The sequence below is a fragment of the Burkholderia sp. MSMB1498 genome, assembly GCF_001526245.1.
Taxonomy (GTDB): domain Bacteria; phylum Pseudomonadota; class Gammaproteobacteria; order Burkholderiales; family Burkholderiaceae; genus Burkholderia; species Burkholderia savannae.
The window spans coordinates 16,623-42,119 of record NZ_LOYJ01000035.1 but is presented as its reverse complement, the minus strand read 5'-3'; the positions used below and the strand labels follow the sequence as shown (position 1 = coordinate 42,119).

The 25,497-nt window shown below is 72.1% G+C and carries 8 protein-coding genes; all 8 read right to left on the bottom strand.

The window, feature by feature from the left end:
* Window positions 1-192: 192 nt before the first annotated feature.
* The gene (locus WS91_RS07170) at window positions 193-1,488 is read right to left on the bottom strand and encodes an O-acetylhomoserine aminocarboxypropyltransferase/cysteine synthase family protein (RefSeq protein WP_038755247.1); all 1,296 of its coding nucleotides are present in this window, start codon (window positions 1,486-1,488) and stop codon (window positions 193-195) included.
* A gap of 290 nt (window positions 1,489-1,778) precedes the next feature.
* Window positions 1,779-2,171: a VOC family protein gene (locus tag WS91_RS07165; protein WP_038755249.1), complete on the bottom strand. Its 393-nt coding sequence runs from the start codon at window positions 2,169-2,171 to the stop codon at window positions 1,779-1,781.
* A gap of 889 nt (window positions 2,172-3,060) precedes the next feature.
* Window positions 3,061-6,009 carry a salicylate synthase gene (locus tag WS91_RS07155; protein WP_059670002.1) on the bottom strand — a complete coding sequence of 983 codons (2,949 nt, stop codon included), beginning with the start codon at window positions 6,007-6,009 and terminating at the stop codon, window positions 3,061-3,063.
* A 15-nt stretch (window positions 6,010-6,024) separates the two neighbouring features.
* The gene (locus WS91_RS07150; protein ID WP_038755252.1) at window positions 6,025-6,792 is read right to left on the bottom strand and encodes a thioesterase II family protein; all 768 of its coding nucleotides are present in this window, start codon (window positions 6,790-6,792) and stop codon (window positions 6,025-6,027) included.
* A complete protein-coding gene (locus tag WS91_RS07145) occupies window positions 6,789-7,907 on the bottom strand; it encodes a Gfo/Idh/MocA family oxidoreductase (protein WP_059670001.1) in 1,119 nt (372 codons plus the stop codon). Before WS91_RS07145 ends, WS91_RS07150 begins: the two co-directional genes overlap by 4 nt.
* Complete coding sequence (locus tag WS91_RS07140) at window positions 7,904-17,791, bottom strand: type I polyketide synthase (protein ID WP_059670000.1); 9,888 nt, start codon at window positions 17,789-17,791, stop codon at window positions 7,904-7,906. Before WS91_RS07140 ends, WS91_RS07145 begins: the two co-directional genes overlap by 4 nt.
* Entirely contained in the window at window positions 17,784-19,016 is a 1,233-nt protein-coding gene (locus tag WS91_RS07135) for an MFS transporter (protein ID WP_059669999.1), read from the bottom strand. The genes WS91_RS07140 and WS91_RS07135 overlap by 8 nt, the downstream gene beginning before the upstream one ends.
* Window positions 19,013-25,414 carry a non-ribosomal peptide synthetase gene (locus tag WS91_RS07130; RefSeq protein WP_059669998.1) on the bottom strand — a complete coding sequence of 2,134 codons (6,402 nt, stop codon included), beginning with the start codon at window positions 25,412-25,414 and terminating at the stop codon, window positions 19,013-19,015. Before WS91_RS07130 ends, WS91_RS07135 begins: the two co-directional genes overlap by 4 nt.
* Window positions 25,415-25,497: the final 83 nt, after the last annotated feature.

The following is a 25,497-nucleotide window of genomic DNA, read 5'->3' as shown; positions in this document are numbered from 1 at the left end:
ACCGAAGAACCGAAGAACCGAAGAACCGAAGAACCGAAGAACCGAAGAACCGAAGAACCGAAGAACCGAAGAACCGAAGAACTGGCGGAATAGAGGGACAGCGCAACACCGAAACACCGACGCGTCGACCACCGCCGCTGCGCCTTGCGCCGCGAATCGAACGCGCGGACGTTCGATTCGCGCCGTCGTCGTTCACACTTTCGCGAGCGCCTGATCGAGATCGGCGAGCAGATCGTCGATATGTTCGATGCCGATCGACAGCCGCACCGTCTCTTCCTTCACGCCCGCCTTCGCGAGCTCTTCCGGCGACAACTGGCGGTGCGTCGTCGAAGCGGGATGCGTCGCGAGCGACTTCGCGTCGCCGATGTTGACGAGCCGCGTGAAGAGCTGCAGCGCGTCCTGGAACGCGGCGCCCGCGGCGCGCCCGCCCTTCACGCCGAACGTGAGGATGCCCGGCGCGCGGCCCGACAGATAGCGGCCGACGAGCGCGTGATCCGGATGGTTCGGCAGCCCGGAATAGTCGACCCATTCGACCTTCTCGTGCCGAGCGAGATGCTGCGCGATCTTCAGCGCGTTGTCGCTGATGCGGTCGATGCGCAGCGCGAGCGTCTCGATGCCTTGCAGGATCTGGAACGCGTTGAACGGCGAGATCGCCGCGCCGGTGTTGCGCAGCGGGACCACGCGCGCGCGGCCGATGTACGCGGCCTCGCCGAACGCTTCGGTGTAGACGACGCCGTGATAGCTGACGTCCGGCTCGTTCAGCCGCTTGAAACGGTCCGCGTGCGTCGCCCACGGGAACTTGCCCGAATCGACGATCGCGCCGCCGAGGCTCGTGCCGTGTCCGCCGAGATACTTCGTCAGCGAATGCACGACGATGTCCGCGCCGTGCTCGAACGGGCGCAGCAGATAAGGCGTCGGCACCGTGTTGTCGACGATGAGCGGCAGCCCGTGGCGATGCGCGACGTCGGCGAGCGCGGCGATGTCGGTGATGTTGCCGAGCGGATTGCCGACGGATTCCGCGAAGATCGCCTTCGTGCGTGAATCGATCAGCGCCTCGAATGCGGCGGGGTTGCGCGGATCGGCGAAGCGCGTCGTGATCCCGTACTGCGGCAGCGTGTGCGCGAACAGGTTGTAGGTGCCGCCGTACAGCGTGCTCGACGAGACGACGTTGTCGCCCGCTTCGGCGATCGTCAGGATCGAATAGGTGACGGCCGCCTGCCCCGACGCGAGCGCGAGCGCGCCGACGCCGCCTTCGAGCGCCGCGACGCGCTGCTCGAGCACGTCGTTGGTCGGATTCATGATCCGCGAATAGATGTTGCCCTGAACCTTCAGATCGAACAGGTCCGCGCCGTGCTGCGTGTCGTCGAACGCGAACGCGACCGTCTGGTAGATCGGCACCGCGGCGGCGCGCGTCGTCGGATCGGGGCGATAGCCGCCGTGCACGGCGATGGTTTCGAGGCGCCAGTCGGCGGATGCGGGTTCGGTCATGATGGGTCTCCGGTCGGCCTGCTTTCGTGAAGGTGTCGGCCGATTATAGGAGCCGCGGTTGCGCGCTTTTAGCTTGTTTGGTGACAAGCTTATGCGCGGGCGGGAGAAATGCCGCGGGCGGCGTGCGATGCGGGGCGCAATGCCGCGCGGAAGGCGGACGGAAGGCGGGCGATGGATGGCGCGCCGGGCGCGAACGTGCCGGATGTGCGCTTTTGCCGCTGGATGGTTCGCCGGTTCGCGTGCGCGCTCGTTCTTCCGCTGCGCGCACGTGCCCGCGTCGCGCGCGAGCGTCAGCCGTCGACGTTCGCCGCGAAATTCAATTCGACGCCGTTGCCCGCCGGATCGTCGAAGAACAGCTGATGCTGGCGCGTGAGCGGCACGTCGGCGCTCGAAAACCGGATGCCGAACCGCTGCAGGCGCGCGATCGTTTCCGGCAGATCGCTGCACGCGAACGCGACATGATCGAACGTGTTCGTGACGTTCGGCGCGCGCGATTCGCCGGGGCTCGCTTCAGACAGATGCAGCACGGCCTGCGCGCCGGCATACAGCCAATAGCCGTGGCTGCGGAACGGCGGGCGATCGCCGGGCCGCAGTCCGACGACGTCGACATAGAAGTCGCGCAGCGTATCGAGGAGCGGACGCGGCGCGCGCAGATTGTAGTGATCGAGGCCGGTGACGGACATGGCGGGCGGGCAGCTGGCTGGAGAATGGACCCGAAGCGGTCATTCTAGCGCGCGCCGGAGGGCGGCGTGACGGCGTGCGTCGAATCGGCGAACGCGCGTGCCGGCGATCGATTCGCCGCTTGCAACGCCGGCGAGGCGAGTTGCGCCGGGCGCGACGATGCTTCGAAAGATGCCGCTCGTTCGCTGGCGACGGTCGTGCATTCAAGACCGGCGACGACGTGCGGGGCATTCGGCGCGCACGCCGCACGCGTGCACGCTTGCCGGAGACGTCGGCTTCAGGATGTCTCGCGCGAAGCACGGCGGCGCTTCGGCGCGCGCGGCCCGCACGCCGCACGCGTGATGTCGCACGATGCGCGAATGTGCAGCCGCTTCGCGGTTTTTCGTGCCTCGGCGCGAAGAACCGCATCGTTGCGATGCGGCACGCTGTCGACGGGCGGCACGCGATGCGTTGCGCCGCAAGGGCGCGGCGCGCGATCGGCGCGGCCGTATCGAAGGCACGCGGCATGCGCACTTGCGAACGCCGGCTTGCGCATGCCGATGCTTGCGCAAGCCGCTCGTGCGACTCATCGGCGATGGGCGATCGAGGCGTGCGCCGGCCGGGCGCCGACAGGCTCGGTACGGTCGGGCGACGCGACATGTCGCCGTGCGATGCGGCGTTTCAAGCGCTTCCGCTACACTGCGCCGCATCGCATCGCATCGCATCGCATCGCATCGCATCGCGTCGCATCGCATCGCGTCGCGTCGCATCGCATCGCGTCGCGTCGCGTCGCGTCGTACGCACCGCATCGCGCCACGCCACGCCACATCACATCACATCACATCACATCACATCACATCGCAAAGCAAAGCAAAGCAAAGCAAAGCAAAGCCGCGCCGCGCCTCCCAACACCTACGCGTCCGCCCGCCCCCGCAGATGACGCGCGACCGAAGCGAGCTTTTCGCAAGTCTCCGTCCATTCGCGCTCCGGCGTCGACAGCGGAACGAGCCCCGCGCCGGCCTGCAGCCAGCAGCGCTCGCCGTCCCGATACACGGAGCGCAGCACGAGCGCCGCGTCCATCGCGCCTTCGCTGTCGACGACGAACACGCAGCCGCTGTACAGGCCGCGCAAGCGTCGTTCGTGGCGCCGGATGCTGTCGAGCGCTTCCCGCTTCGGAATGCCCGACGCCGTGACGGCGGGGAACAGCTTCTCGAACGCATGCCACGCATGGCGGCCCGCCGCGAGCCGCCCGCGCACGCGCGACGCGAGATGCTGGACGGTGCCGCGCCGGTAGACGCTCATGAATTCGCTGACGCCGAGCGAATCGGCGTCACAGACGGACGACATTTCGTCCATCGCCAGTTGCACCGATACCGCATGTTCGGCGATTTCCTTCGCGTCGCGCAGCAGCTCGCGCCGCAGGCGCGCGTCTTCGGCGTCGTCGCCCGTCAGTGCGCGCGTGCCGGCGAGCGGCTGCGTGCTGACGAAGCCGTCGGCGCTCACTTCGACGACCGTCTCGGGGCTGAAGCCGTAGGCTTCAAAAGCGCCGTCGCGAAGCAGGAACGAGCGCGCCGGCGTGTTCGTCCGGCGGCCCGCGACGTAGCTCGACACCGTGTCGAGCGATGCCGGAACCTCGACCGCGCGCGACAGGATCACCTTCTGATACGCGTCCGCCTGCATCTCGCGCACCGCGGACGCGACCTGCTCCTTGTATGCGGCGGCGTCGCGATCGTCGTCGATCGCCTCGAGACGCGCGCCGGACTCGGCGTCGCGCGCGGCGTCCTGCGTCATGACCAGCTCGGCGAGCGTCGCGAGCGCGTCGGGCTCCAGGCTGCGGATCAGCGTGCGGCCGCTCGACATCCGGATCTCGCTTTGCGGAATCGCGAGCCGCAGCAGCGGCGCGTCGCCGCGCGCGCCGGCGACGCCGTACGTCAGATGCGCGAACTCGAAATGGGCGCGGCCGTACGCGCGCCATGCGTCGATCCCGACGTCGGCGAGCGCGGTCGCGATCGCGTCGCACGGCGGCACGTTGCGCCAGCATGCGCCGTCGCTGCGGCGCACCGCGCCGTCCGGCTCGACAATCACGCTCAACGCCGAATCGATGCCGACGCTCCATTCGCCGTCACGCTCGTAGAGCGTGCAATGCCGGCTCGGCAACGCGCGCATCACGCGCGACGCGAGCTCGAGCGGCTCGCTTCGCACGCTCAGTTGCCGCTCGACGTAACGCCGCGCCGGGGCGGCGTCGCGCGCGCGGGCGAGCGCGATCAGGCGCTGCTTGTCGATCTTGCCGACCGACGTCAACGGCCAATGCGCGGCGATTTCGATCTGGTCCGGCTGCTTGAATTCGCTGAGCCCGCGCGCGCGCAGCGCCTGCTTGAGCGTGGCGGCGTCGAGCGCATCGCGCTGCGGGCGCACGAACGCGCAGATGCGCTCGCCGAGCAGCGCGTCGGGAACCGCGACGACGGCCGAATCCTGCACGCCCGGCAGCGTATTGAGCAACTGCTCGATTTCCGCGGCGGAAATTTTTTCGCCGCCGCGATTGATCTGCTCCTTGATGCGGCCTTCGACGATCAGGTTGCCGGCCGCATCGCGGCGCACGAGATCGCCGGTGCGGTAATAGCCGTCGGCCGTGAAGCTGCGCGCGTTGTGCTCCGGCGCGCGATAGTAGCCGCGGATCGTGTACGGCCCGCGCGTCAGCAGCTCGCCGATCTCGCCGGCGCCGACGTCGCGGCCGTGCGCGTCGACGATGCGGATGTCGTCGCGCGACGACAGCGGCCGCCCCTGCGTGTGCACGATCGTATCGAGCGAATCGTCGAGCCGCGTGTAGCAGAGCAGCCCTTCGGCCATGCCGAACACCTGTTGCAGACGGCAGCCGAGCACGTCGGGCAGGCGGCGCGCGAGCGGCGGATCGAGCCGCGCGCCGCCGACCTGGACGAGCCGCAGGCTCGACAGATCGCTGCGCTCCCATTCGCGCGCCTGCGCCCAGAGCTGCGCGAGCGGCGGCACGAGCGCGACGTGCGTGACCCGCTCGCGCGCGATCAGCGGCATCGCTTCGTCGCAGCTCGCCGTGTCGGACAGCACGACGGTGCCGCCGCGCGACAGCGTGCCGAGTATGCCGGGGCACGCGAGCGTGAAGTTGTGCGCGGCCGGCAGCACCGCCAGATAGACGCTCGCTTCGTCGAGCCGGCAGAGCTCGGCCGACGCGCCGAAGTTGTACGCGTAGTCCGCATGCGTGCGCGGAATCAGCTTCGGCGTGCCGGTCGTGCCGCCGGACAGGAGCAGCAGCGCGACGTCGGCCGGCGCGGGCGGCGTCAACGCGCGCGGCGGCGCGTCGAGCGACGCGAGCGGCACGATGCGTTCGTCGCCGTGCCGGCCCGGCCCGCCGTCGACGACGACGCGGCGCAGCGACGGATGCGCGTCGAGCATCTCGACGGCGAGCGATCGCGCGTCGACGCCGTCGGTTTCGTCCGCGACGAAGTAGGCGGCGGGCTCGGCGATGCGGCAGAGCGCGTCGATGTCGCGCGAGCGCTGCGTCGGCATCGCGAGCACGGGCACCACGCCGAGGCGAAAGAGGGCGAAGCAGACGGTGACGAACGCGATCCCGTTCGGCAGCTGAACCATCGCGCGGTCGCCGGGGCGCAGGCCGAGCCCGTGCAGCCCGGCCGCGAGCCGATCGACGCGGCGATCGAGCGCGGCGAACGGCACGCGCTCGCCGCCCGCGACGAGCGCGGTGCGCGTCGCGTGATCGGCCGCCCAGCGGCGCAGATGCTCGCCGAGCGGCAGCGCGGCGCCGGAGTGGTCAGGGGCGGCCGCGACGGTGCGGGCCGTTTCGTTCGGATTCGGATGAAGAAGAGTTTCCATGAGCTTCTCTGAGGGTCACACACATGCGGAAGTCGACTCGAGCCGGCGCAGGATCTGTTGCAGAAACGCGCGCGGCCTGCGGGTCGCGTAGAAGTGGTCGCCGGGCATCGCGATCGGCTCGTCCGCGTGAGCGAGCCAGTCGCGCCACGCGGCGACTTCGTCGCGCGACGCCTCGGCGTCGCGGCTGCCGTAGACGAGCAGCGTCGGCGTGTCGATACGGCGCCGGGCGGCATGCGGCGGGCGGCGATAGGCCTCGGTGATCCGGAAATCGGCGCGCAGCATCGGCAGGAAGATCGCGAGCAGCGACGGATCGGACAGCAGCGTCGGGTCGCTGCCGCCGATCTCGACGAGCTGATCGACGAACGCGCGGTCGTCGAGATGGCTGAGCAGGCGCCGCCCTTGCAGGTGCGGCGCGTGGCAGCCGGACAGCACGAGCGCGAACGGCGGCGCGCCGCGCCGCTCGAGGCGCTCGCAGGTTTCGAACGCGACCTGCGCGCCCATGCTGTGGCCGGCGAGGATCAGCTTGCCGGGCGACGCGCGCGTGTCGATCAACTCGTCGGCGAGCTGATCGGCGAGCCCGCCGATGTCGTCCGCGGCCGGCTCGCGCATCCGGTGGTCGCGGCCCGGATAGATCGCGAGCGCGACGTCGACGCCGAAATCGTCGACCTGGCGCCAGTCGCGGAACGCGCTGCTGCTGCCGCCCGCGAACGGGCACATGACGAGCCGCCACGCGGCCGGCTCCGGCGACGCGATCCATGGGCGCAGCATCCGCCGCTCGTTCATGCCGCCACCTGCTCGTCGGATTGCGCGTCGACGAGCGCGCGCGGATCGATCGCCGGCGGCGGCGCGACGCTGCGCTCGCGCGCGGGGCCCGCGCATTGCAGCGCCTTTTGCCAGACGCGGGCGAGCGCGAGCTGATAGGCGGCGTCGAACGCGGCGGGCGGCGGCGCGCCGTCGAGATGCCGGCGCAGCGCGTGCAGCACGTGCGCGACGCCCGCGGGGCCGTCGGCCTCGAGCGCGTCGCGCCAGCTCGCCGGCGCGGGATGCAGCGGCAGTGCGGGCGGCAGGTCGAGATGCGCGCCGTCGGCGCCCGTCGTCCGGTACGCGCTGCGCTGGCTGTCGCGATGTCGCGGGTCGTACAGCGCGGCGGTCCAGACGACCGGGCCGTAGCTCGCCTCGAGCGACAGATAGCCGGACGGCCAGCCGAGCGTGAGCTGATGCATCGCGAGGCTGTGCAGATCGGGATCGTCGGGATCGAGATAGGTCTGCAAGCGCAGCGTCGCGCGGCATCCGGGCAGGCCGATTCGCAGCGTGCGGAACGCGGGATCGTCGTCGGCGGCGCCGTCGATGGTCGCGTCGACGGCGCCGCTCGCCTGCAGCAGCAGATCGAGCGACGAATAGAGCAATTGCCGGCTCGTGGCGAGGTGCGCGAAATGCGCGGGCTCGCCGCCGAGCGCATGCCGCACGCGCCGCGCGCGATCGATCCAGCAGCGGCCGGCCGGCGTGTGCGCATAGAAGCTGTTGACCCAGTGCGCGCATTCGCGTTGCGCGGCGAGCCGTTGCAGGCGGGCGATGTCGTCCGGATGCAGCGGATGCTCCTGCACGACGTGCACGCCGCGTTCGAGGAACGCCTGCGCGAGCGACGTGCCGGCGCCGCCGACGACCGTCGAGCGGACGACCACGCACGCGATGTCGATGTCGCCCGGCACCTCGTCGATCGACGTGTAGAGCGGAATGCCGAACGCGTGAGCCAGTTGCCGCGCGCGCGGGCTGCCGTTCGCGAGGAGGCCCGCGAGCTCGAGCCCCGGCTGCGGCGCGAGAAACGCGTTCAGATAGGTTTCGCCGAATTTCGCGCCGGCGACGAGTACGCGCCTGTTGCGCGCGTGAGTGGATTTCATGCGACTTTCTCCTGCGGGCGGCGATGATCGTCGCGCCACTGCCGGAACAGGGCGGCGACATGTTGCGCTCGTGCGTCGTCCATCACGAGCGTCCAATGGTCTGCGTCGAGCGTGTGGCGTTGCGCGTGCGCGCCCCAGCCGTGCCAGTCGCGCTCGGCCGGCTGCCAGACGGACGGGCGATGCGCGGCGGCGATCCACAGGCAGCGGATCGGCAGCGGGGCGGGCGCGGGGTGGCGCGCGAGCAGGCCGAGCAGATCGCCGATGCGTGCGAGCCAGCGCTCGCCGTCGGCGGCGTTCGAGCGTTCGGGCAGCAGCCCGGCCGCCTGCGCGGCGTGGACGAAGCATGCGGTCTGCTCGTCCGCGTCGCGCTGTTCGAGATCGTCGGGCAGCGGCACGGCGACGCGCCCTCGTGCGAGCAGACGCAACAGCGATGCGCGATCGGCGTGGCGGAAATCGTCGCGGCACACGGGATCGAGCAGCACGAGTTCGACCGTCTCGCCGCGCGCGTGCAGCAGGCGCGCGGCCTCGGCGGCGACGGTCGCGCCGTACGACCAGCCGATCAGCGTGTACGGCCCGTGGGGCTGCGATGCGCGCATCGCCTGCACGTAACGGCCGGCGAGCGCGCCGAGATCGGCGGGCAGCGCGGCGTCCGGCGCGCGCAGGCCGTGGACGCGGCAGTCGAGGCGGCGCGCGAGCGTCACGTACGCGGCGAGCTCGCCGTCGGACGCGTGGAACACGAACACGCGCGCCGGATCGCGTCCTTCGGCAAGGGGCACGACGCAGTCGCCCGCCTGCGCTTCGGTCGCCGGCGGCGCGGTCAGCGTCGCGCAGAACGCGCCGAGCGTCGGCTGCGCGAAGAGCGCCTGCAGGCTCGCGCCGCGCATGCCGCCGCGATTGAGCTGCGCGATCATGCGCGTCGCGATCAGGCTGTCGCCGCCCGACTGGAAGAAGTCGCTGTCGCGATGGATCGGGCACTTCAGCAGCGCCTGCCACGCTTCGCCGACGCTGCGCTCGAGCGCGGCCTGTGCGTGCGGGTCGCGCGGCGGCGCGACGGGCGCGCGCGCCGCGCGGGCCGGCGTTTCGTCGGCCGCTTCGCGATGCCGCTCGGCGACGCGGTCCGCATATCGATCGATGCGCTCGCATTGCCGGATGCGCGCGGGCGGCAGCGCGCGGCCGAAGCGCGCGCGCAGCTCGCGTTCGAGCGCACGGGGCTCGAGCCGGCCGACGTGCGTCGCGCGCGCGAGCACGAGATGCTGGCGCAGCGGGCTGCGTTCCTGCTCCGGCCACGCGAGCTCGACGGTGAAGCCCGCCTGCCCGAGCGCGTCGCGCCATGACGGCAGATCGAGCATCGGCTTGTCGTCGGCCGTGCGGAAGTCTTCGTAGCCGTTCAGGCCTTCGATGAAGCCGATGCTCGCCATCTGCAGCGCGCTGTCGCGTTCGGTCGCCTCGATCATCAGCAGGCGGCCGCCCGGCTTCAGCAAGCGCCCGAGGCGGCGCAGCGAGCGCACGACGTCGCTCGCGTCGTGCAGCACGTTGACCGCGACCACGACGTCGTAGCCCGCTTCGGGATGCGCATCGAAATCGACCGGCGCGTTGATGTCGAAGATCGCGTAGTCGAGCTTCGCGTGATCGGCGAAGCGTTCGCGCGCGGCGTCGAGGAACAGCGTCGACACGTCGGTGAAGCGGTAGCCGTGCAGCCGGCCGTCGAGCGCGGGCACGAGATGGCGTGTCGTCGCCGCGGTGCCGGCGCCGACTTCGAGCACGCGCAACCCGCCCGCCGGCTCGCCGAGCGCGCGCGCGATCTGCGCGGCGCTTCGGTTCAGGCAGTCGATCGCCGGATTGTCGCTGTACAGCGCGCGGGTGACCGCATCGTCGTCGTCGAACAGCAGCGCGAGCGGCGCTTGCGTGCCGTCGAACAACGCGTCGTGGCGCGCGATGCATGCGTCGAGATACGCGCCGAGCGCGCGGCTCCAGTCGGCTTGCGGCAGCGCTTCGGCCGCATCGGGAACCGCATCGAGCGCGCGCTCGCAGATGAACGCGTCGCCTTCGCGCCGCAGCCAGCCGCGCTCGGCGAGCGCGATCAGCCATTGGCGCGCCAGCCGGCGATACTGCGGCAGCGCGCGCAGGCGCGATTGCACGTCGTCGAGATCGTGGCGCTGCCCGGCTTGCGCGAACAGGCCGTGGCGATTCAGCGTCCGGGCGATGCCGTGCAGCGCGCGCGCTTCGAGCCAGCGCCACGTCGCGTCGATTTCCGCGAGCTGAGCGGCGTCGAGCATCGGCAGCGCGGACGCCAACGCCAGCGGCGCGTCGAGCGACGGCGGCGGCGCGCCGCATGCGTGCGCAGCGCAGACGACGATGTCGAGCGTGCGTCCGTCCTCGGCGAGCGCGGCGTCGGCGTCGGCCACGCCGTGCTGCGCGCGCAGTGCGTCCTCGATGTCGCGCAGATCGACGCCGGTGTCGACCGGGTCTTCCGAATCGCCTGCGTTGCCGACATGCAGCGGCCAGCGCCGACGTTCGAAATCCGCCCATGCGCCGTCGTCGCGCAGCTTCGCGAGCCCCGGCTGCATCATCCGCTCCGGTTGCGCGGCGGCGCCGCGCAGCAGGCACCGGTAATCGTCGAACATCGCCTGCGCGGCGCCGGGCGCGAGCACGTCGTCCATGCAGTACCAGCTGAACACGAGATCGCCGTCGACTTCCATCACCTGATGGTCGAGCCAGACCTGCGGCGTCTGCGTGAACACATGAACGGGCTCGCCGAACAGGCTCGTCATCGCCTGGTCGATGCTCAGGCCGTCGAGCGACATCCCGAGCATGCTCGTGAACACGACCGGCATCAGCGGCCGGCGCGGATCGTGCGCGCGGCCGCGCGACAGCTCGCGCATCAGCTCGATGCCGTTGACCTGGCTGTGCGCGAGGCGCTGCCAGAGCCGTTGCTGCGTGCGCTCGATCGTGTCGCGCAGCGTCGGCCCGCCGCCGAGCGCGAAATCGATCAGCAGCACCGACGTGAAATCGCCGATCAATTGGGAGACCTGCGGATGGTCGGGCCGCCGGTTGAAGAACGTCAGGTTCAGCGTGAAGTCCGGATGCCGGCTCCAGCGTTCGAGCGTGTGCGCGAAGAGCGCGAGCAGCGCGGCCGACGGCGTCGCGCCCCAGCGCTGCCATTCGCGTTTGAGCGTGTCCCAGTCCGCGCGCGCGAGGCGCGCCTGATACGTGGTGAAGCGGGGCCGCGCATCGTCGGCGCGCGCGGGCGCGAGCGGCAGCACGGGCGCGGGCGGCAATTGCGGCAGCGTGCGCTGCCAGTAGCGCCACGATGCCTGCCAGTCGGGCGCGTCGCGGCGTGCGTGCTCGGCGAGCACGTAATCGCGGAACGTGATCTGCAGCGGCTCGAGCGCCGCGCCGCGATACGCGCTCGCGAGATCGTCCATCATCACCTTGAAGCTCTGCACGTCGAACAGCAGCAGGTCGAGGTTCATGTGGAGCCGGTAGCGCGTGTCGTCCAGCTCGGTCACGACGAGCTCGAAGAGCGGCCAGCGGTCGGCGGGCAGCACGCGGTACGACAGCTCGTCGCGGGTGCGTTCGAGCGCGCGCGCCTGCTCGTCGGCGGCGGCGCGCGTCAGGTCGCGCCGCTGCGGCCGGTATGCGGGCACGTCGCGCAGAATCCGCTGGCGGCCGTCGGCGTCGACGATCATCCGGAGCATGTCGTGGCGCGCGACGAGCGCGTTCCACGCGGCCTCGAAGCGCGCGAGGTCGAACGTGTCGTGCCGCATGTCCCATTCGAACAGCACGTGGCATGCGACGCCGCCGTACGCGATCAGATCCGTGCGGCCGAGCCAGTACGCGTGCTGGATCGGCGTCAACGGGAACGGCTCGAAGCGGTTCGCGGGATCGTGGACGAGGATGCCCGCGGCCGGATCGGGCGCGCCGGCGCCAGCGGGCGCGGATTCGGCGATCAGGCGGCCGATTCCGGCGACCGTCATATCGCGGTACGCGCGCTCGGCGTCGAGCCTCACGCCGAGCTGCGACTCGACCGCGCTGCGCAATTCGAGGAACAGCAGCGAATCGAGGCCGAGCTTCAGCAGATCGCGTGTCGGCGTGAGCTGCGCGAGGTCGTCGAGCTTCAGTTGCGCGGCGATGCGCGCGGTCAGCCAGCGGCAGACGGCCTCGACGTCGCGCGGATCGGGGCGCTCGGCGGCGAGCGTTGCGCCGGCGGCGGCCGGTGCGCAGGATTCGGCGGAAACCCCCGCTGCCGGGTTGCGCGCGAGTCGGGCGGGCGATTGATCGGCGTCGGTGCCGAACAGCGCGCGGCGGCCGGCGTCGAGCCGCTCGTGCAGCACGCGCATCGCGAGCCGGTACGGCGCGCCGCGCATCACGGCCTGTTCCAGATGCCATAGGCCCTCCGCGGTCGACAGCACGCCCATTCCGTTTTCCGCGAGCTTGCGCTGCAACGCGGATTGCGCCGCGCGGCCGGCTTCGCCCCACGCGCCCCATGCAACGGAGATCACGCTCGGCGTTTCGTCGCCGGCGTGCGCGTCGGCGAGCCCGTCGAGATACGCGCTCGCGAGCGCGTGCGCGCCTTGCCCCGGCGCGCCGAGCGCGGCGGCCGCCGACGAATAGCAAACCAGATAGCGCGCGCCGTGCGCGCCGAGCCAGTCGCGCAGCACGCGCGCCGCGTCGGCCTTCAGCGCGAGCACGGGCGCGACGCGTTCGGCGTCGAGCGCGGCGAGCGGCGCATCGTCGAGGATGCCAGCCGCATGAATCGCGCCCGCGACGCCGCCGTCAGCGTGCAGCGCGTGCAATGCCGCCGCCAGTTGCGCGGGCTCGGCGACGTCGCAGCGCACCCAGCGCAATTCGCCTCGATGCTGCGCGGCGATTTCGCGCTGGAACGCGGGCCAGTCGTCGTGCGCGCGCGGCGCGACGAGCGCGATGCGGCGCGCGCCGTGGCGCGCGAGCCAGCGCACGCTCAGTCGGCCGAGGCCGCCGAACGCGCCGGTGACGACGTGCCAGCGTTCGTCGGCGAACCCGCCGGCGGGCAACGCGGGCGCGGCGTAGGGCTGAGCCGCGAGCGACGGCGCATGCACGCGGCCGTCGCGGACCGCGAGCCAGCGCGCGCCGTGGCCGAGCGCGCCGAGCGCGCCGAGCGCCGGCGGCAGATCGCGCCATGCGGCGTGCGGATGCAGATCGATCGCGGCGAGCATACGGTCCGGCTGCTCGGCGGCCGCGACGCGCAGCAGCCCCCAGGCGGCGCGATGGGCGGGCGCGACGGGATCGTCGGCGCGGATCTTCCATGCGCCGCGCGTCACGACGACGAGCGGCGCACGGCTTGCATCGGACAGCGCGTCGAGCAAGGCGGCGGCGACCTCGTGCGGCGAATGCGCGTCGGAGTCGAGCACGAGCAGCCGGCACTCGGCGCTCGGCGAGACCGGGACGCCCGCCGCGCGCAGCGTGTCGGCGAGCGGCGCGGATTCGGCGTGCAAGGCGATGTCGCTCGCATCCGGCGACGCGTCGGGCACGGGCCGCCAGCGCCAGCCGTAATGCGTGTCGCGCGCCGGCTGCGGCGCGGGCAGGTCGCGGGCGTCGGAGCCGGAGTGGCCATGGCCGGAGTCGGCATTGGCGTCGGCGTCGAGCGGCCGCCACGCGCCGGCCTCGTCGCGCGCGTCGAGCGCGATTCGCGCCGCGCCGAACAGGCTGCCGCACCAGCGCAGGCGCACGAGCGTGAGCCATGCGGGCGCGCATTCGGGCGCACGAATCGCCGGAGCCGCCCGGCCGCCGCCGTGGCGGGCCGCCAGTTCCGCGGCGCTGCGCGCGAGCCGTTGCCGCCACGCGTCGCGCTCGCCCGCGCAATCGGACCAGTCGGCGAGATAGACGCCGTCGTCGGTGAGCGGCTGGCCGACCAGCGGATCGGCGTCTTCGTCGAGCCACGAGGCGGCGCTCGCCGGGCGGCCCGGCATGCTCGCGAGCACGATGTGCTCGCTGATGCCGGACGTCGGCGCGCCGTCGTCCGGCAGCCAGTCGACGCGCTCGAAGCCCGCCTCGACGCATTGCGCCTTCCAGCGCGCGGTCGACAGGAACAGCTCGCCGCCGCGCGCGTCCTCGTCGTGCAGCGGCAGCACGAGCGGGCCGAACACGAAATCGAAGAGCCGCATCGGCCGCGTGATCTCGCGCATCAGCAGGCGGCCGCCCGGCTTCAGCAGCGGCGCGAGGTTCGCGAGCGTGCGGCCGACGTGCTGCGTCGCGTGGATCACGTTCGCCGCGACGATCAGATCGTATGCGCCCGCTTCGAAGCCTTGCGTTTGCGCATCTTTCTGCAAATCGAACACGCGATAGTCGACGCATCCGTGAGCGGCGAATTTCTGCTCGGCGCGCCGCGTGAAGATGGGCGAGATGTCGGTGAAGTCGTAGCGCACGTTCGGCGCGCCGTCGAGCTCCGGCAGCAGCCAGGCGGTTGTGCCGCCCGTGCCGCCGCCGACTTCGAGGATTCGGAACGGGCGATGCGCGCGCCGGCCCGCCTGCCGCTCGCGGACGAGCCCCGCGACGACGCCCGCGGCGATCTGGTTGAAATAGCGGCCGAAGCTGAATTCCTGATACAGCACCTCGACGCCGCTCGACGCGCTGTCCGGGAAGATCACCGCGATCGGCTCGATGTCGCCGCGCATCATCGCGTACAGGCTGTCCCCGGCGCGCGCGACGGTGTCGGCGATCGCGTCGAAGCCTTCGCAGCACTCGCGCAGGATTTGCAGCAGCGCGTCGCGATCGGCGTGCGGCACGGCGAGCGCGGGGGCGTAGCGGTCGCCGTCGCGGCGGTAGTAGCCGTCTTCGACGCATGCGTTCAGCAACCGCACGAGCAACTGGCGATGACGCGGCAGCAGACGGCCCGCGCGCAGGATGCCGAGTGCGCTCGCGCCTTCGTCGAAGCGCTCGCCGACGCAGCGGCGCACGAGCCGGTCGACGTAGATCGCATGCAACTGCGTGACGCAATCGTAGAGCCGTTGCAGGCGCGGCAGATCGAGCGAGGTGGCGGCCGTGGCCGCGATTCGCCGGCCTTCGGCGAGCGCGAGATCGAAATCGCCGCCGTGCGCGGCGGGCGGTGCGGCGGCCGCTGCCGGCCGCGCGTCGCGCCAATAGCGCTCGGTATCGAACGGATAGCGCGGCGCGTGCAGCTTGCGGCCGGACGAAGGCAGCACCTTCGCCCACGGCAGCGCGACGCCCGCCGCATAGAGCTCGAGCAGCGCCTGCCGCGTTTGCGCGAGCGCGGGCTGCCGCCGCCGCGCGCTCGCGATCCAGCGCGCGCCCGGCTGCGCGCCGCGCAGGCCGATGCCCGTCAGTTGCGCATCCGGCCCGAGTTCGAGAAACACGTTCGCGCCCTGCGCGAGCGCGTGACGGATCGCGTCGGCGTAACGGACCGGCTCGCGCATGTGCCGCCGCCAGTAGTCGCGCGCGTTGAGCCCGTGCGCATCGATCGGCCCGCCGAGCAGCGTCGACACGAGCGGCACGCGGCCGGGTGCGGCATTCAGCTGCGCGGTCGCGCGCTCGAACGCGTCGAGAACCGGATCGAGCAGCGCCGAATGCGCGGCGCCCGTCACCGCGAGCCGCGCGTGCCGGATGTTGCGCGCGACGAGATCGGCCGCGAGCGTGTCGATCGCATCGCTTCGGCCGGAGAACACGAGATGGCGTTCGTCGTTGTACGCGGCGACGTCGACGCCGGCGCACGCCGCGAGCGGCAGCAACGCGTCGGCGCCGGCGAACGCGGCGAGCATCGCGCCCTGCGCGCAGCGCTGCATCAGCGCGCCGCGCAGCCGGACGAGCGGCATCGCCTGCTCGATCTCGTAATGCCCGGCGACGACCGCGGCCGCGTATTCGCCGACCGAATGGCCGATCACGAGCTGCGGTTCGAGACCGAGCGCCCGCCAGTGCGCGGCCATCGCGAGTTCGAACGCGACGATCGCGGGCTGCGCGTAGTCCATCCGTTCGAGCAGATCGCCGCGCTCGCCGAACATCGCGTCGCGCAGCGGGACGTCGAGTTCGCCGTCGCAGGCCGCGAAGCAGCGATCGAGACACGCGGCGAACGCGCTCGACTGCCGGTAGAGCGTCTGCCCCATGCCCGGCCAGTGCGAACCCTGGCCCGTGAAGAGCCAGGCCATCTGCCCGGCTTCGCCGCTGCCGCGATGGACGAGCGCATCGTCTTCGCCCGCCGCGAACGCGTCGAGCGCCGCGATCGTCTCTGTGCAGAACGGCACCGCGAGCCGGTGCGGCAGATCGAGCTGCCGGCCGTGCAGCGCGGTGTGGAGCAGGTCGCGCGCGTTCGCGCGCTTCAACGCATCCGCATAGCTGCGCGCGAGGCGCTGCAGCGCCGGCTCGCTCGCCGCGCTCAGCAGTAGCGCCGCGCCCGCGTCCGGCTGTGCGTGGCTGTCGTCGCTTTCGCTCTCGCTTTCGCTTTCGCCTTCGCTTTCGGTTTTGCCGTCGCCATTGCAGTCGATGTCGCCATTGCCATTGCCATTGCCGTCGCCATTGCCGCCGACGGCCGCGCGCAGCGCGTCCGGCAGCGACGCGACGACCATATGGCAGTTCGTGCCGCCGATGCCGAACGACGACACGCCGGCCACGCGCGATGCGTCGTTCCACGGCTGCGCGTCGGTGGGCACGAAAAACGGGCTGTCGTCGAGGCCGAGCGCCGGATTCGGCTTGCGCAGATGCAGGCTCGGCGGAATCGCGCGCCGCTCGACGGCAAGCACGGCTTTCAGCAGGCTCGCGATGCCGGCGGCTGTGTCGAGGTGCCCGACGTTGCCCTTGACCGAGCCGAGCGCGCAGCGCGGCCCTTCGTCCGCCCGATGGAAGACGCCGCGCAATGCTTCGAGTTCGATCGGATCGCCGAGCGGCGTGCCGGTGCCGTGCGCTTCGACGAGGCCGATCTGCGTGCTGTCGACGCCCGCGAGCATCAGCGCGTCGCGAATCGCGTCGCGCTGGCCGGCCGCCGACGGCGCCGTGTAGCCGACCTTGCGGTCGCCGTCGTTGTTGATTGCGCTGCCGAGCAGCACCGCGACGACGGGGTCGCCGTCGCGCAGCGCGTCGCCGAGCCGGCGCAGCACGATCGCGCCGACGCCGTTGCCGGCGAACGTGCCCTGCGCGTCGGCGTCGAACGGCCGGCAACGGCCGTCGGGCGAGAAGATCATGCCCGGCTGATGCAGATAGCCCGCGTGCTGCGGAAACGACACGGCCACGCCGCCCGCGACCGCCATGTCGCATTCGCCGGAGCGCAGGCTCTCGCATGCGAGGTGCGCCGCGACGAGCGAGCTCGAGCACGCGGTCTGCACGGCGAGCGCCGGCCCGCGCAGGTTCAGCTTGTACGCGACGCGCGTCGCGACGTAGTCCTTGTCGTTGCCCATCAGCGACTGCAGGCCCTTGACCTGCGCGACTTCGGCGATCCGCAGCGGTTCCTGGCCCGGATACGTGCTCACGCGCGCCGAGCCGAACACGCCGGTGCGATGCGCCACGTTGCGCGGCGCGTAGCCCGCGTGCTCGAGCGCATGCCAGACGATCTGCAGGAAGAGGCGCTGCTGTGGGTCGATCGATTCGGCTTCCTGACGGGAATGGCCGAACAGCGCGGCGTCGAACGCGTCGGCGTCGCGCACGACGGTGCCGACATTAACGAAGTTCGGCGCATCGATCGTCGCGGCGTCGAGGCCCGCGTCGAGCATTTCCTGCCGCGTGAAGCGGCGGCTGCATTCGGCGCCGGCGAGCAGGTTGCGCCAGAACGCGTCGCTGTCGTCCGCTTCGGGGAAGCGGCATGCGTGGCCGATCACGGCGATCGGCTCGCCGTGCGGGTAGTGCGTCGCGAGCAGCGCGTCGAGGTCCGCGGCCGGGCGCGCGGACGAGGTGGCTTTATCCATGACTGGTTTCGAGAGAGGGTTCGTGAACGGCGGGTGAGGGCGCGGCCGCGGCAGGCCGCGCGAGCCGGCGGCACAGTCGGATCGCGGGCCACAGGCTCGCGACGGCCAGCGCGGCGAGCAACGCGAGCACCGGGCGATAGCCGGTGACGTCGCTCACGCGCAGCACGGCCATCGACATCAGCATGGCGACGGCCATGTCGGTCGACTGGAACAGCGCATAGTCGGATGCCGGCTGGTGAGGGCGGGTGAGCCCCATCAGCACGTTGTAGAGCGTGACGAAGCCGATCGCCGCCGCGACGTTGACGGCGCCGAACGCGAGCGTCCATTCGCGCACGCCGAAACGCGGATAGCCCGCGGCGAGCACGCCCGCGATCAGCGGGAACGTGAGCATCACGGGCAGCACGCAGCGCCATGGGCCGAAGCGGCGCATCGCCCAGCCGCCGAGCGCGATGCCGATGCCGCTCGCGACCGTGCTGTAGATCGTGACGACTTCGCCGAGCGCGCTGAGGCCGAGCCCCGCGTCGACGAGCAGCACGGTTTGCAGCGCCATCAGCCCGCGCATCGCGACGAGGTAGACCGCGGTCAGCGCGAGCGCGGGCCCGATGCCGCGCAGATCGCGCCACCGCAGTCGCGGACGCGCCGAGCCTGCGGGCGTGGCTTGCATCGGCTGCCGGATCAGCAGCGGCGGGATCGCGAGCAGCAGCGACAGCGCGGCGATGGCCGCGAAGCCGTAGCGCCATCCGGCATGCTCGGTGATCGCGAGGAACACGAACGAGCCGAGCGGAATGCCGAGATAGCTGCCGCCGACCTGCGCGACGTTCGCGAGCGGGCGGCTGCGCGCGTCGGTCGTGCAGATCGCGATGCCGTTCGCATAGATGCCGTGGCTCGCGGACAGCAGCGACAGCAGCGTCAGCGCCGCGACGATCGCGCCGGCCGCACGCGCCGGCGGCAACAGGCCGATGCATGCGATGACGGCGGCCATGCAGAGCTGCAGCGCGACGAGGCTGCCGAGATAGCGGTTGCCGCGCAGCGGCCGTGCATGACGCTCGCACCACGGCGCCCACAGGAACTTGCCGACCCACGGCAGCATCGCGAGCGACAGCCAGCTCAGTTGCGCGAGATCGGCGCCCGCATGCCGGAAGTAGCCGACGACGCCCTGCATGGTCAGCGCGCTGACCATGCCCTGGTGCGCGTAGTACGACCAGTACGGCAGATAGCGCTTCATGCGGCGGCTCCTCGCCGGCGTTGCAGATTCGCCTTGCGTTGATCGAGGCGCGCGCGGCGGTTCGCGTCGTCGGCCGGGGCGGGCGCGCTCGCGCCGCCGAGATGCGCGGCGAGCGCGTGCGGCGACGCGTGCGTGAAGAGATCCGTCACCGCGAGCGACGCGTAGCCCGCGTGCCGGAGCCTGACGTGCCATTGGACGAGCTCGAGCGAAGTCGCGCCCGCCTCGAAGAAGCTCTGCCGCGCGGCGATCGGCAGGCCGAGCGTCTGCTCGAAGTGCTGGCGCAGCCGGCCGACGAGCGCGGCGTCGACGGGCGTGTCGCCGCGGGCTGCGTCGATCGGCGCGGCGGCGGCGTGCGTCGAGCGCGCGGCGTGCGTCGCGGTCGCGATGTTCGCGGCGGCGGGCGCGTCGCCGCGCGGCGTCCGCGCGCCGGCCTGGCCGACACGCGGCACGAGGACGTCGAGCGGCAGCCGCCACGCCGATGCGTCGGACGCGAGCCGCTGCAGCAGCGCGACGTACTGATCGAACATCGCGCGCAGCCGATCGGGCTCGAACAGCGCTTCGACCGCATCCCAGTTGAAGCGCAGCTCGCCCTCCGATTCGTACACCTGGTGATCGAGCCAGACCTGTGGCGTTTGCGAGATGCCCCATCGCGGTTCGAGCCAGGACGCATGCGCGAGGAAGCGGTCGTGCTCGAAGCCGAGCGCGCTCGTGAACACGACGGGCATCTCGGCGGCGGCGCGGCCGTGCCGCTGCGCGAGCTGGCGCATCACCCAAAGCGCGGACACGTCGCGGTGCGCGAGGTCTTGCCACAGCCGCTGCTGCAATCGCTGCGCGCTCGTGAGCCAGTTGTTCGCGGGCTGCCACGCGAGCAGCAGCAGCGACGTGAAATCGCCGAGCACCTGCTCGATCTGCGGATGGACGGGCTGCCGGTCGAACAGCGTGAGGTTCACGCACAGCTCGCGCTGCGCGCTCCACGCGGACAGCACGGCCGAGTACGCGGCGAGCAGCAGTGCCGACGGCGTCAGGCTCGCCGCGCCGGCGCGCGCCTTCAGCGCGTCCCATTGCGCGCGCGTGAGCCGCGCCGACAGGCGCGCGAAGCGCGGCGTGCCGATTTCGCCGGGCGCGCGGCGAAGCGGCAGTTGCGGCGCGCACGGGAGATCGTCGAGCCGGCGCCGCCAGTAGGCGAGCGACGCTTCGCTCGCGCGGCGGCCGGCGGCGTGCGTCACGTAATCGCGAAAACCGATCTCGAGCGGCGGCAGCGCGCGATCGGGCGCGACGTACAGCTGTTCGAGCTCGGCGAGCAGGATCTGCATGCTGAGGCCGTCGAGCAGCAGATTGTCGAGGCATACGTAGAGCCGGCTGCGCGCGCCGCCGTCTTCGGCCGCCTGCACGTCGAACACCGGCCAGCGCGCCGGGTCGAGCACCTGGTGCGCGAGCCGCTCGCGCAGCGCGATTGCGTCGGGACCATCGAGGCTCGCGACGCGATGGCGCGCGAGGACGAACGGCGGCGCGTCGGCGAGCACTTGCTGCCGGCCGTCGCGCACGACCGCGCGCAGCATGTCGTGACGCGCGATCAGGCGGTTCCACGCCGCCTCGAAACGCGCGACGTCGAGCCGCTCGACTTCGAATTCGACGAAGAAGTGCGAGCCGACGCCGCCGAGCGCGAAGCCGGCCTGGCGGCCGACCAGATACGCCTGCTGGACGTTCGTGAGCGGGAACGGCGCGAAGCGCGACGCGGCGTCGCGCCGCAACGCGGCGGCCGCCGGCTCGGCGCGCGGGCGCAGCGTCGCGGCGAAGGCGGCGAGCGTCGGGTAGTCGAACAGATCGCCGAGCCGCGCCGCGTAGCCGGCCCGATCGAGCTCGCCGATCACGCGCGTCGCGAGCAGGCTGTCGCCGCCGAGTTGCAGGAAGTGGCTGTGCCGATGCACGGCATCGATCTGCAGCAGGCGTCGCCACACGTCGGCGACGGCCGTCTCGATTTCGCCCTGCGGCGCTTGCCGCGCGGCGTCGGCGGCGTCGGCAGCGGCGGGTGAGCAGTGCGAGAGGAGCGCCTTGTGATCGATCTTGCCGTTCGCGGTGAGCGGCAACGCGTCGATGAAATGCAGGCGCTGCGGCAGCATGTACGACGGCAGCTGCGCGGCGAGCGCTTCGCTCAGCTTGCGCGGATCGGGCGTGCGCACGACGGCGGGCGCGCGCAGCACGAAGCGCTGGTGCGCGCCGACGTCGTCCGCCTGCTCGCACGCGAGCCCGCGCGCGTCGAACGCGCGCCGCCAGTCTTGCGCGCCGCGCAGGCCGTGCTGCGCGGCTGCGCCGTGCGCGAGCAGGTCGGCGCTGACGAGCGCGAGCGCCGACGCGCGACGCAGCTCGGTCACGTAGACGAGCGCCGACGGCGCGGCCAGCGCGGCGAGTTCGCCGAGCGCGGGCTCGCCGAGGCGGTGCAGCGCGTTGTTGGCCCAGATCGCGTCGGCGGCGTGCGCGAGGTCCTTCAGCGCCGCGGGGTCCGCGCGCCGCGCTTGCGCATGCGGGAATTCGGCGAGGCGCGCCTGGGCGCGCAGCACCATGTCCTGCGATGCGTCGATAGCCGTGTAGGTGAGCTGCCGCGCGTCGAGACGGCGCAGCAGCGCCTCGCCGAACATGCCGCTGCGCGCGCCGGTCTCGACGAGTCGCACGGGCCGCGCGAGCGTGCGGGACAGCGCCGCGAGCGCGGCGGCGAGCGCGTCGATCGTCCGTCCGGCGCCGTCGCTGCGCAGCAGCAGCGATTCCGGCGACCAGAACGGGTGATCGAGCAGCGTGTGCGCCGGGCGTTGCCCGCGCAGGATCGCGGCGAGCGCGTCGTGGTGGGCGAGCAGCGCGTCCGCGGTCGTGAACAGCGGATCGTCGGCGCGCGGCCGGCGGCGCGCGCCGTCGTGGCGCGGGCCGCGGCGGTATGCGCCGCGCTCTTCGGCGACGCGGCCGTGCGCGGCGAGCAGCGCGAGCCAGCGTGCGAACAGCGCGCGCCACGCCGGCTGCGCGCCGTATCGCGCGAGCGCCGCGTCGACGTCGAGCGGCGTGTCGAAGTTCACGCCTTCGCGTTGCAGATGGTCGTGCAGGAAATCGGCGACGAGGCGCTCGACGTCCGCATCGGATTTCGCGATCGCGGCGGGGGCGTCGCAGGCGGCGGCGTTCGCGCGCGGGTCGCCGCCGGTGTCGGCATCGACATCGACATCGACATCGGCGGAGCGGGCGTCGTCGCCGTTCGCATCCGCATCCGCATCGGCGCTTCGCGCGATGCCGGATGCGTCCGGCGGCGCGAACCATGCGCGAAAGTCGGACGGCCATGCCGGATCGGCGCGCCGTTCGTCGAACAGCGCGTCGCCCGACGGCACGACGAACGCGGCGAGCGATTTGTCGCGTTCGCCGAGCGCGAGCGCGATGCCGGTCTTGACGCCGTCAATGCGATTGAGCGCCGCGTCGATCTCGCCGAGCTCGATCCGATAGCCGCCGATCTTCACCTGCTTGTCGCGCCGGCCGAGAAACTCGAGCGTGCCGTCGGGCCAGTAGCAGCCGAGATCGCCCGTCCGATACCAGCGCCCGTTCGCGTCGTCGACGAACTGCCGCGCCGTTCGCTCGGCGTCGTTGAAGTAGCCGAGCGCGACGCCTTCGCCGCCGATCCACAGCTCGCCCGGCACCCAGTCCGGGCAATCGCGGCGCTGCTCGTCGACGACGCGGTAGCGCTGGTTCGCGAGCGGAAAGCCATAGGGGATCGAGCGCCATTGCGGCGGCACGTCGCCGACGTCGTATGCGTTCGACCAGATCGACGCCTCGGTCGCGCCGCCCATCGCGACGAGCTCGCCGTCGGCGCGAAACGCGCGGTAGCGCGCGGGCAGGTCGAGGCCGATCCAGTCGCCGGAGAGCATCGCGATGCGCAGCGCCGACGGCGCGCCGAGCGCGAAGCCGTCGGCGTACGTGAGCAGCATGTCGAACAGCGCGGGCACGCTGTTCCATACGGTCACGCGATGGCGGTCGATCAGTTCGCACCACGCGGCGGGGTCGCGCCGCTGCGCTTCGTCGACGAGCACGAGCGCGCCGCCCGCCGCGAGCACGCCGAAGATGTCGTAGACCGACAGATCGAAGTGCAGCGCGGACAGCGCGAGCACACGGTCGCCCGCGCCGACGCGGTAGCGGCGGGTGAGCTCCGCGCACGTGTTGAGCGCGCCGCGATGCGGGATCACGACGCCCTTCGGCGTGCCGGTCGAGCCGGACGTGTAGATCACGTAGGCAGGCGTGCGCGGATCGACCGCGACGGGATCGCGCAGCGCGTCGGCCGCGATCGCGTCCTGCCACGCGAGGTAGCGCGCCGGATCGTCCGCCGCCGCGACCGCCGACGGATCGTCGCGACACGCGAGCACGAGCTTCACGCGCGCGTCGTCGTAGATCTTGCGGCGCCGCTCGTCCGGCTGGTCGAGCGGCACGGGCACGTAGACCGCGCCCGCGTGCAGCGCGCCGAGCACCGCGACGATCTGCCCGACGCCCTTCGACATGCTGACGGCGACCGTGTCGCCCGCGCGCACGCCGCGCGCCGCGAGCGCGCCCGCGCAGCGGCGCGCCTGCTCGGCGAGCGTCGCAAAGCTGAGCCGCGCGTCGCGATGGATCAGCGCGACGGCGTCAGGCGTGCGCGCGGCCGCGTCGAAGAAGCCGTCGTGCAGGCAGCCTTCCGGCACCGGCCGCGCGGTGTCGTTCGCGCGCGCGCGAGCCGCGCGCTGCGCGTCGGGCATCGGATCGGGCAGCGGCTTGCGCCATGCGTCGGGCTCGCGCACGAGGCGCCGCACGAGCGCGACGTACGCGTCGAACAGCGCGTCGACGAGGCCCGGCGGAAACAGCGCGTCGATGCTGTCCCATTGCAGCCACGCCGACGCGCCGTGCTCGAACGCGAGATGGTCGATCCACACCTGCGGCGTCTGCGAGATGCCCCACGCGGGCTCGCCGAGCGCCGCGGCGGTGTCGCGGCCGTACAGCGGCCGGCCGAGATTGCTCGTGAACACGACGGGCGCGCCGTACGGATGGCGTTGCGCCTTGCGCAGCTCGCGCAGTAGCTCGACGCCGGACCAGCGGCGATGCTCGTAGGCGTCGGCGAAGGTCGCCTGATTCTCGCGCGCGAGCGCGTCGAACGGCTCGCCTTCGGCGGCCAGATCGATCAGCAGGATGTTGGTGAAATCGGCGATCATCCGCTCGACGGCCGGATCGAGCGGCTCGCGGTCGAACAGCGTCAGGTTCAGCAGCAGGCGCGGCTCGCCGCTCCAGCGCGCGAGCACCGCGCCGAAGCACGTCGCGAGCGCCATCGTCGGCGTGACGCCGGATGCGCTCGCGTGCGCCTTGAACGCGCGCCAGTCGGCGTCGACGAGCTCCGCGCGGCGGCGGCGGAAGCGCACCGGCGCGACGCGCTCGGGCTCCTGCGCGAGCGGCAGTCGCGGCGCGGCGGGCAGCGCGGGCAGCTTCGCGCGCCAGTAGCGTTGCGCGGCGTCGCGCGCGGCCGCGCCGTCGTGCGCCAGTTGCGCGACGTAGCCGCGAAAGTCGTAGCCGCCGCCGACGTCCGGCAGCGCGCGGCCGCCGACGAGCGCCGCGAGTTCGTCGAACACGAGCGTGAAGCTCGCCGCGTCGAGCACGAGCAGATCGAGATCGACGTGCAGGCGATGCCGCCCGCCCGGCAGCAGCGACAGCTGGAAGTCGAACGTCTCGCCGTGCTCGACGTCGAGCACGCGATGGCCGAGGCGTTCGCGCAACGCGGCGAGCGCAGCGTCGCGCGCCGCTTCGCCGCATTCGCGCAAGTCGTGCACGGCGACGCCGGGCCAGCTCGAGCGCGCGCGCCATTGCTGGCTGCCGTCCGCGCGGAACGCGACGCTCAGCATCGGATGACGGGCGATCAGCGCGCGCACGGCGGATTCCAGCCTGTCGGGCGTGAGCCCCGCGCCGTCGAATTCCTGATACAGATGGCAGCCGACGCCGCCGAGCGGCTGCTGCGCGGAGCGGCCGACGAGATACGCATGCTGAACGGGCGTCAGCGAGAACGCTTCGCCGTCGCGCATCGTCGGCCACGAGCGCGGCGCGGCGGGCCGCTCGACGGCGCGCGCAGGGCTGCGCCGCATCAGCGCGAGCCAGCCGGCGAGCGTCGGCTCGCGGTACAGCTCGCGCAGCGTCAGCGTATGGCCGCGCGAGCGCAGCCGGTTCAGCCACGCCATCAGGCGCATCGAGTCGAGGCCGAGCTGCAGCAGGTTCGCGTCGGCGTCGAGCCGTTCGGGCTCGACGGACAGATCGGCGGCAAGTTCAGCGGCAAGCTCGGCGCGCAGCGATGCGCCGTCGAGCGCGACGCGGTCGGCTTCGGCGGCGGGATCGGAGGCGAGGCTCGTGTGAAGGTCGGACATGAATGAAGCTCTCGAGTCGGTTGGAATGCGAAATCCCGGAACGCAAGGACGCTCCGCCGGCGCGTCGCGCCGCCGCCCGTTGG

What these genes read in the sequence shown, in the direction of transcription:
- WS91_RS07170 (WP_038755247.1), bottom strand. Translation starts at nt 1,488, where the DNA reads ATGACCGAACCCGCATCCGCCGACTGGCGCCTCGAAACCATCGCCGTG.
- WS91_RS07165 (WP_038755249.1), bottom strand. Translation starts at nt 2,171, where the DNA reads ATGTCCGTCACCGGCCTCGATCACTACAATCTGCGCGCGCCGCGTCCG.
- WS91_RS07155 (WP_059670002.1), bottom strand. Translation starts at nt 6,009, where the DNA reads ATGGAAACTCTTCTTCATCCGAATCCGAACGAAACGGCCCGCACCGTC.
- WS91_RS07150 (WP_038755252.1), bottom strand. Translation starts at nt 6,792, where the DNA reads ATGAACGAGCGGCGGATGCTGCGCCCATGGATCGCGTCGCCGGAGCCG.
- WS91_RS07145 (WP_059670001.1), bottom strand. Translation starts at nt 7,907, where the DNA reads ATGAAATCCACTCACGCGCGCAACAGGCGCGTACTCGTCGCCGGCGCG.
- WS91_RS07140 (WP_059670000.1), bottom strand. Translation starts at nt 17,791, where the DNA reads ATGGATAAAGCCACCTCGTCCGCGCGCCCGGCCGCGGACCTCGACGCG.
- WS91_RS07135 (WP_059669999.1), bottom strand. Translation starts at nt 19,016, where the DNA reads ATGAAGCGCTATCTGCCGTACTGGTCGTACTACGCGCACCAGGGCATG.
- WS91_RS07130 (WP_059669998.1), bottom strand. Translation starts at nt 25,414, where the DNA reads ATGTCCGACCTTCACACGAGCCTCGCCTCCGATCCCGCCGCCGAAGCC.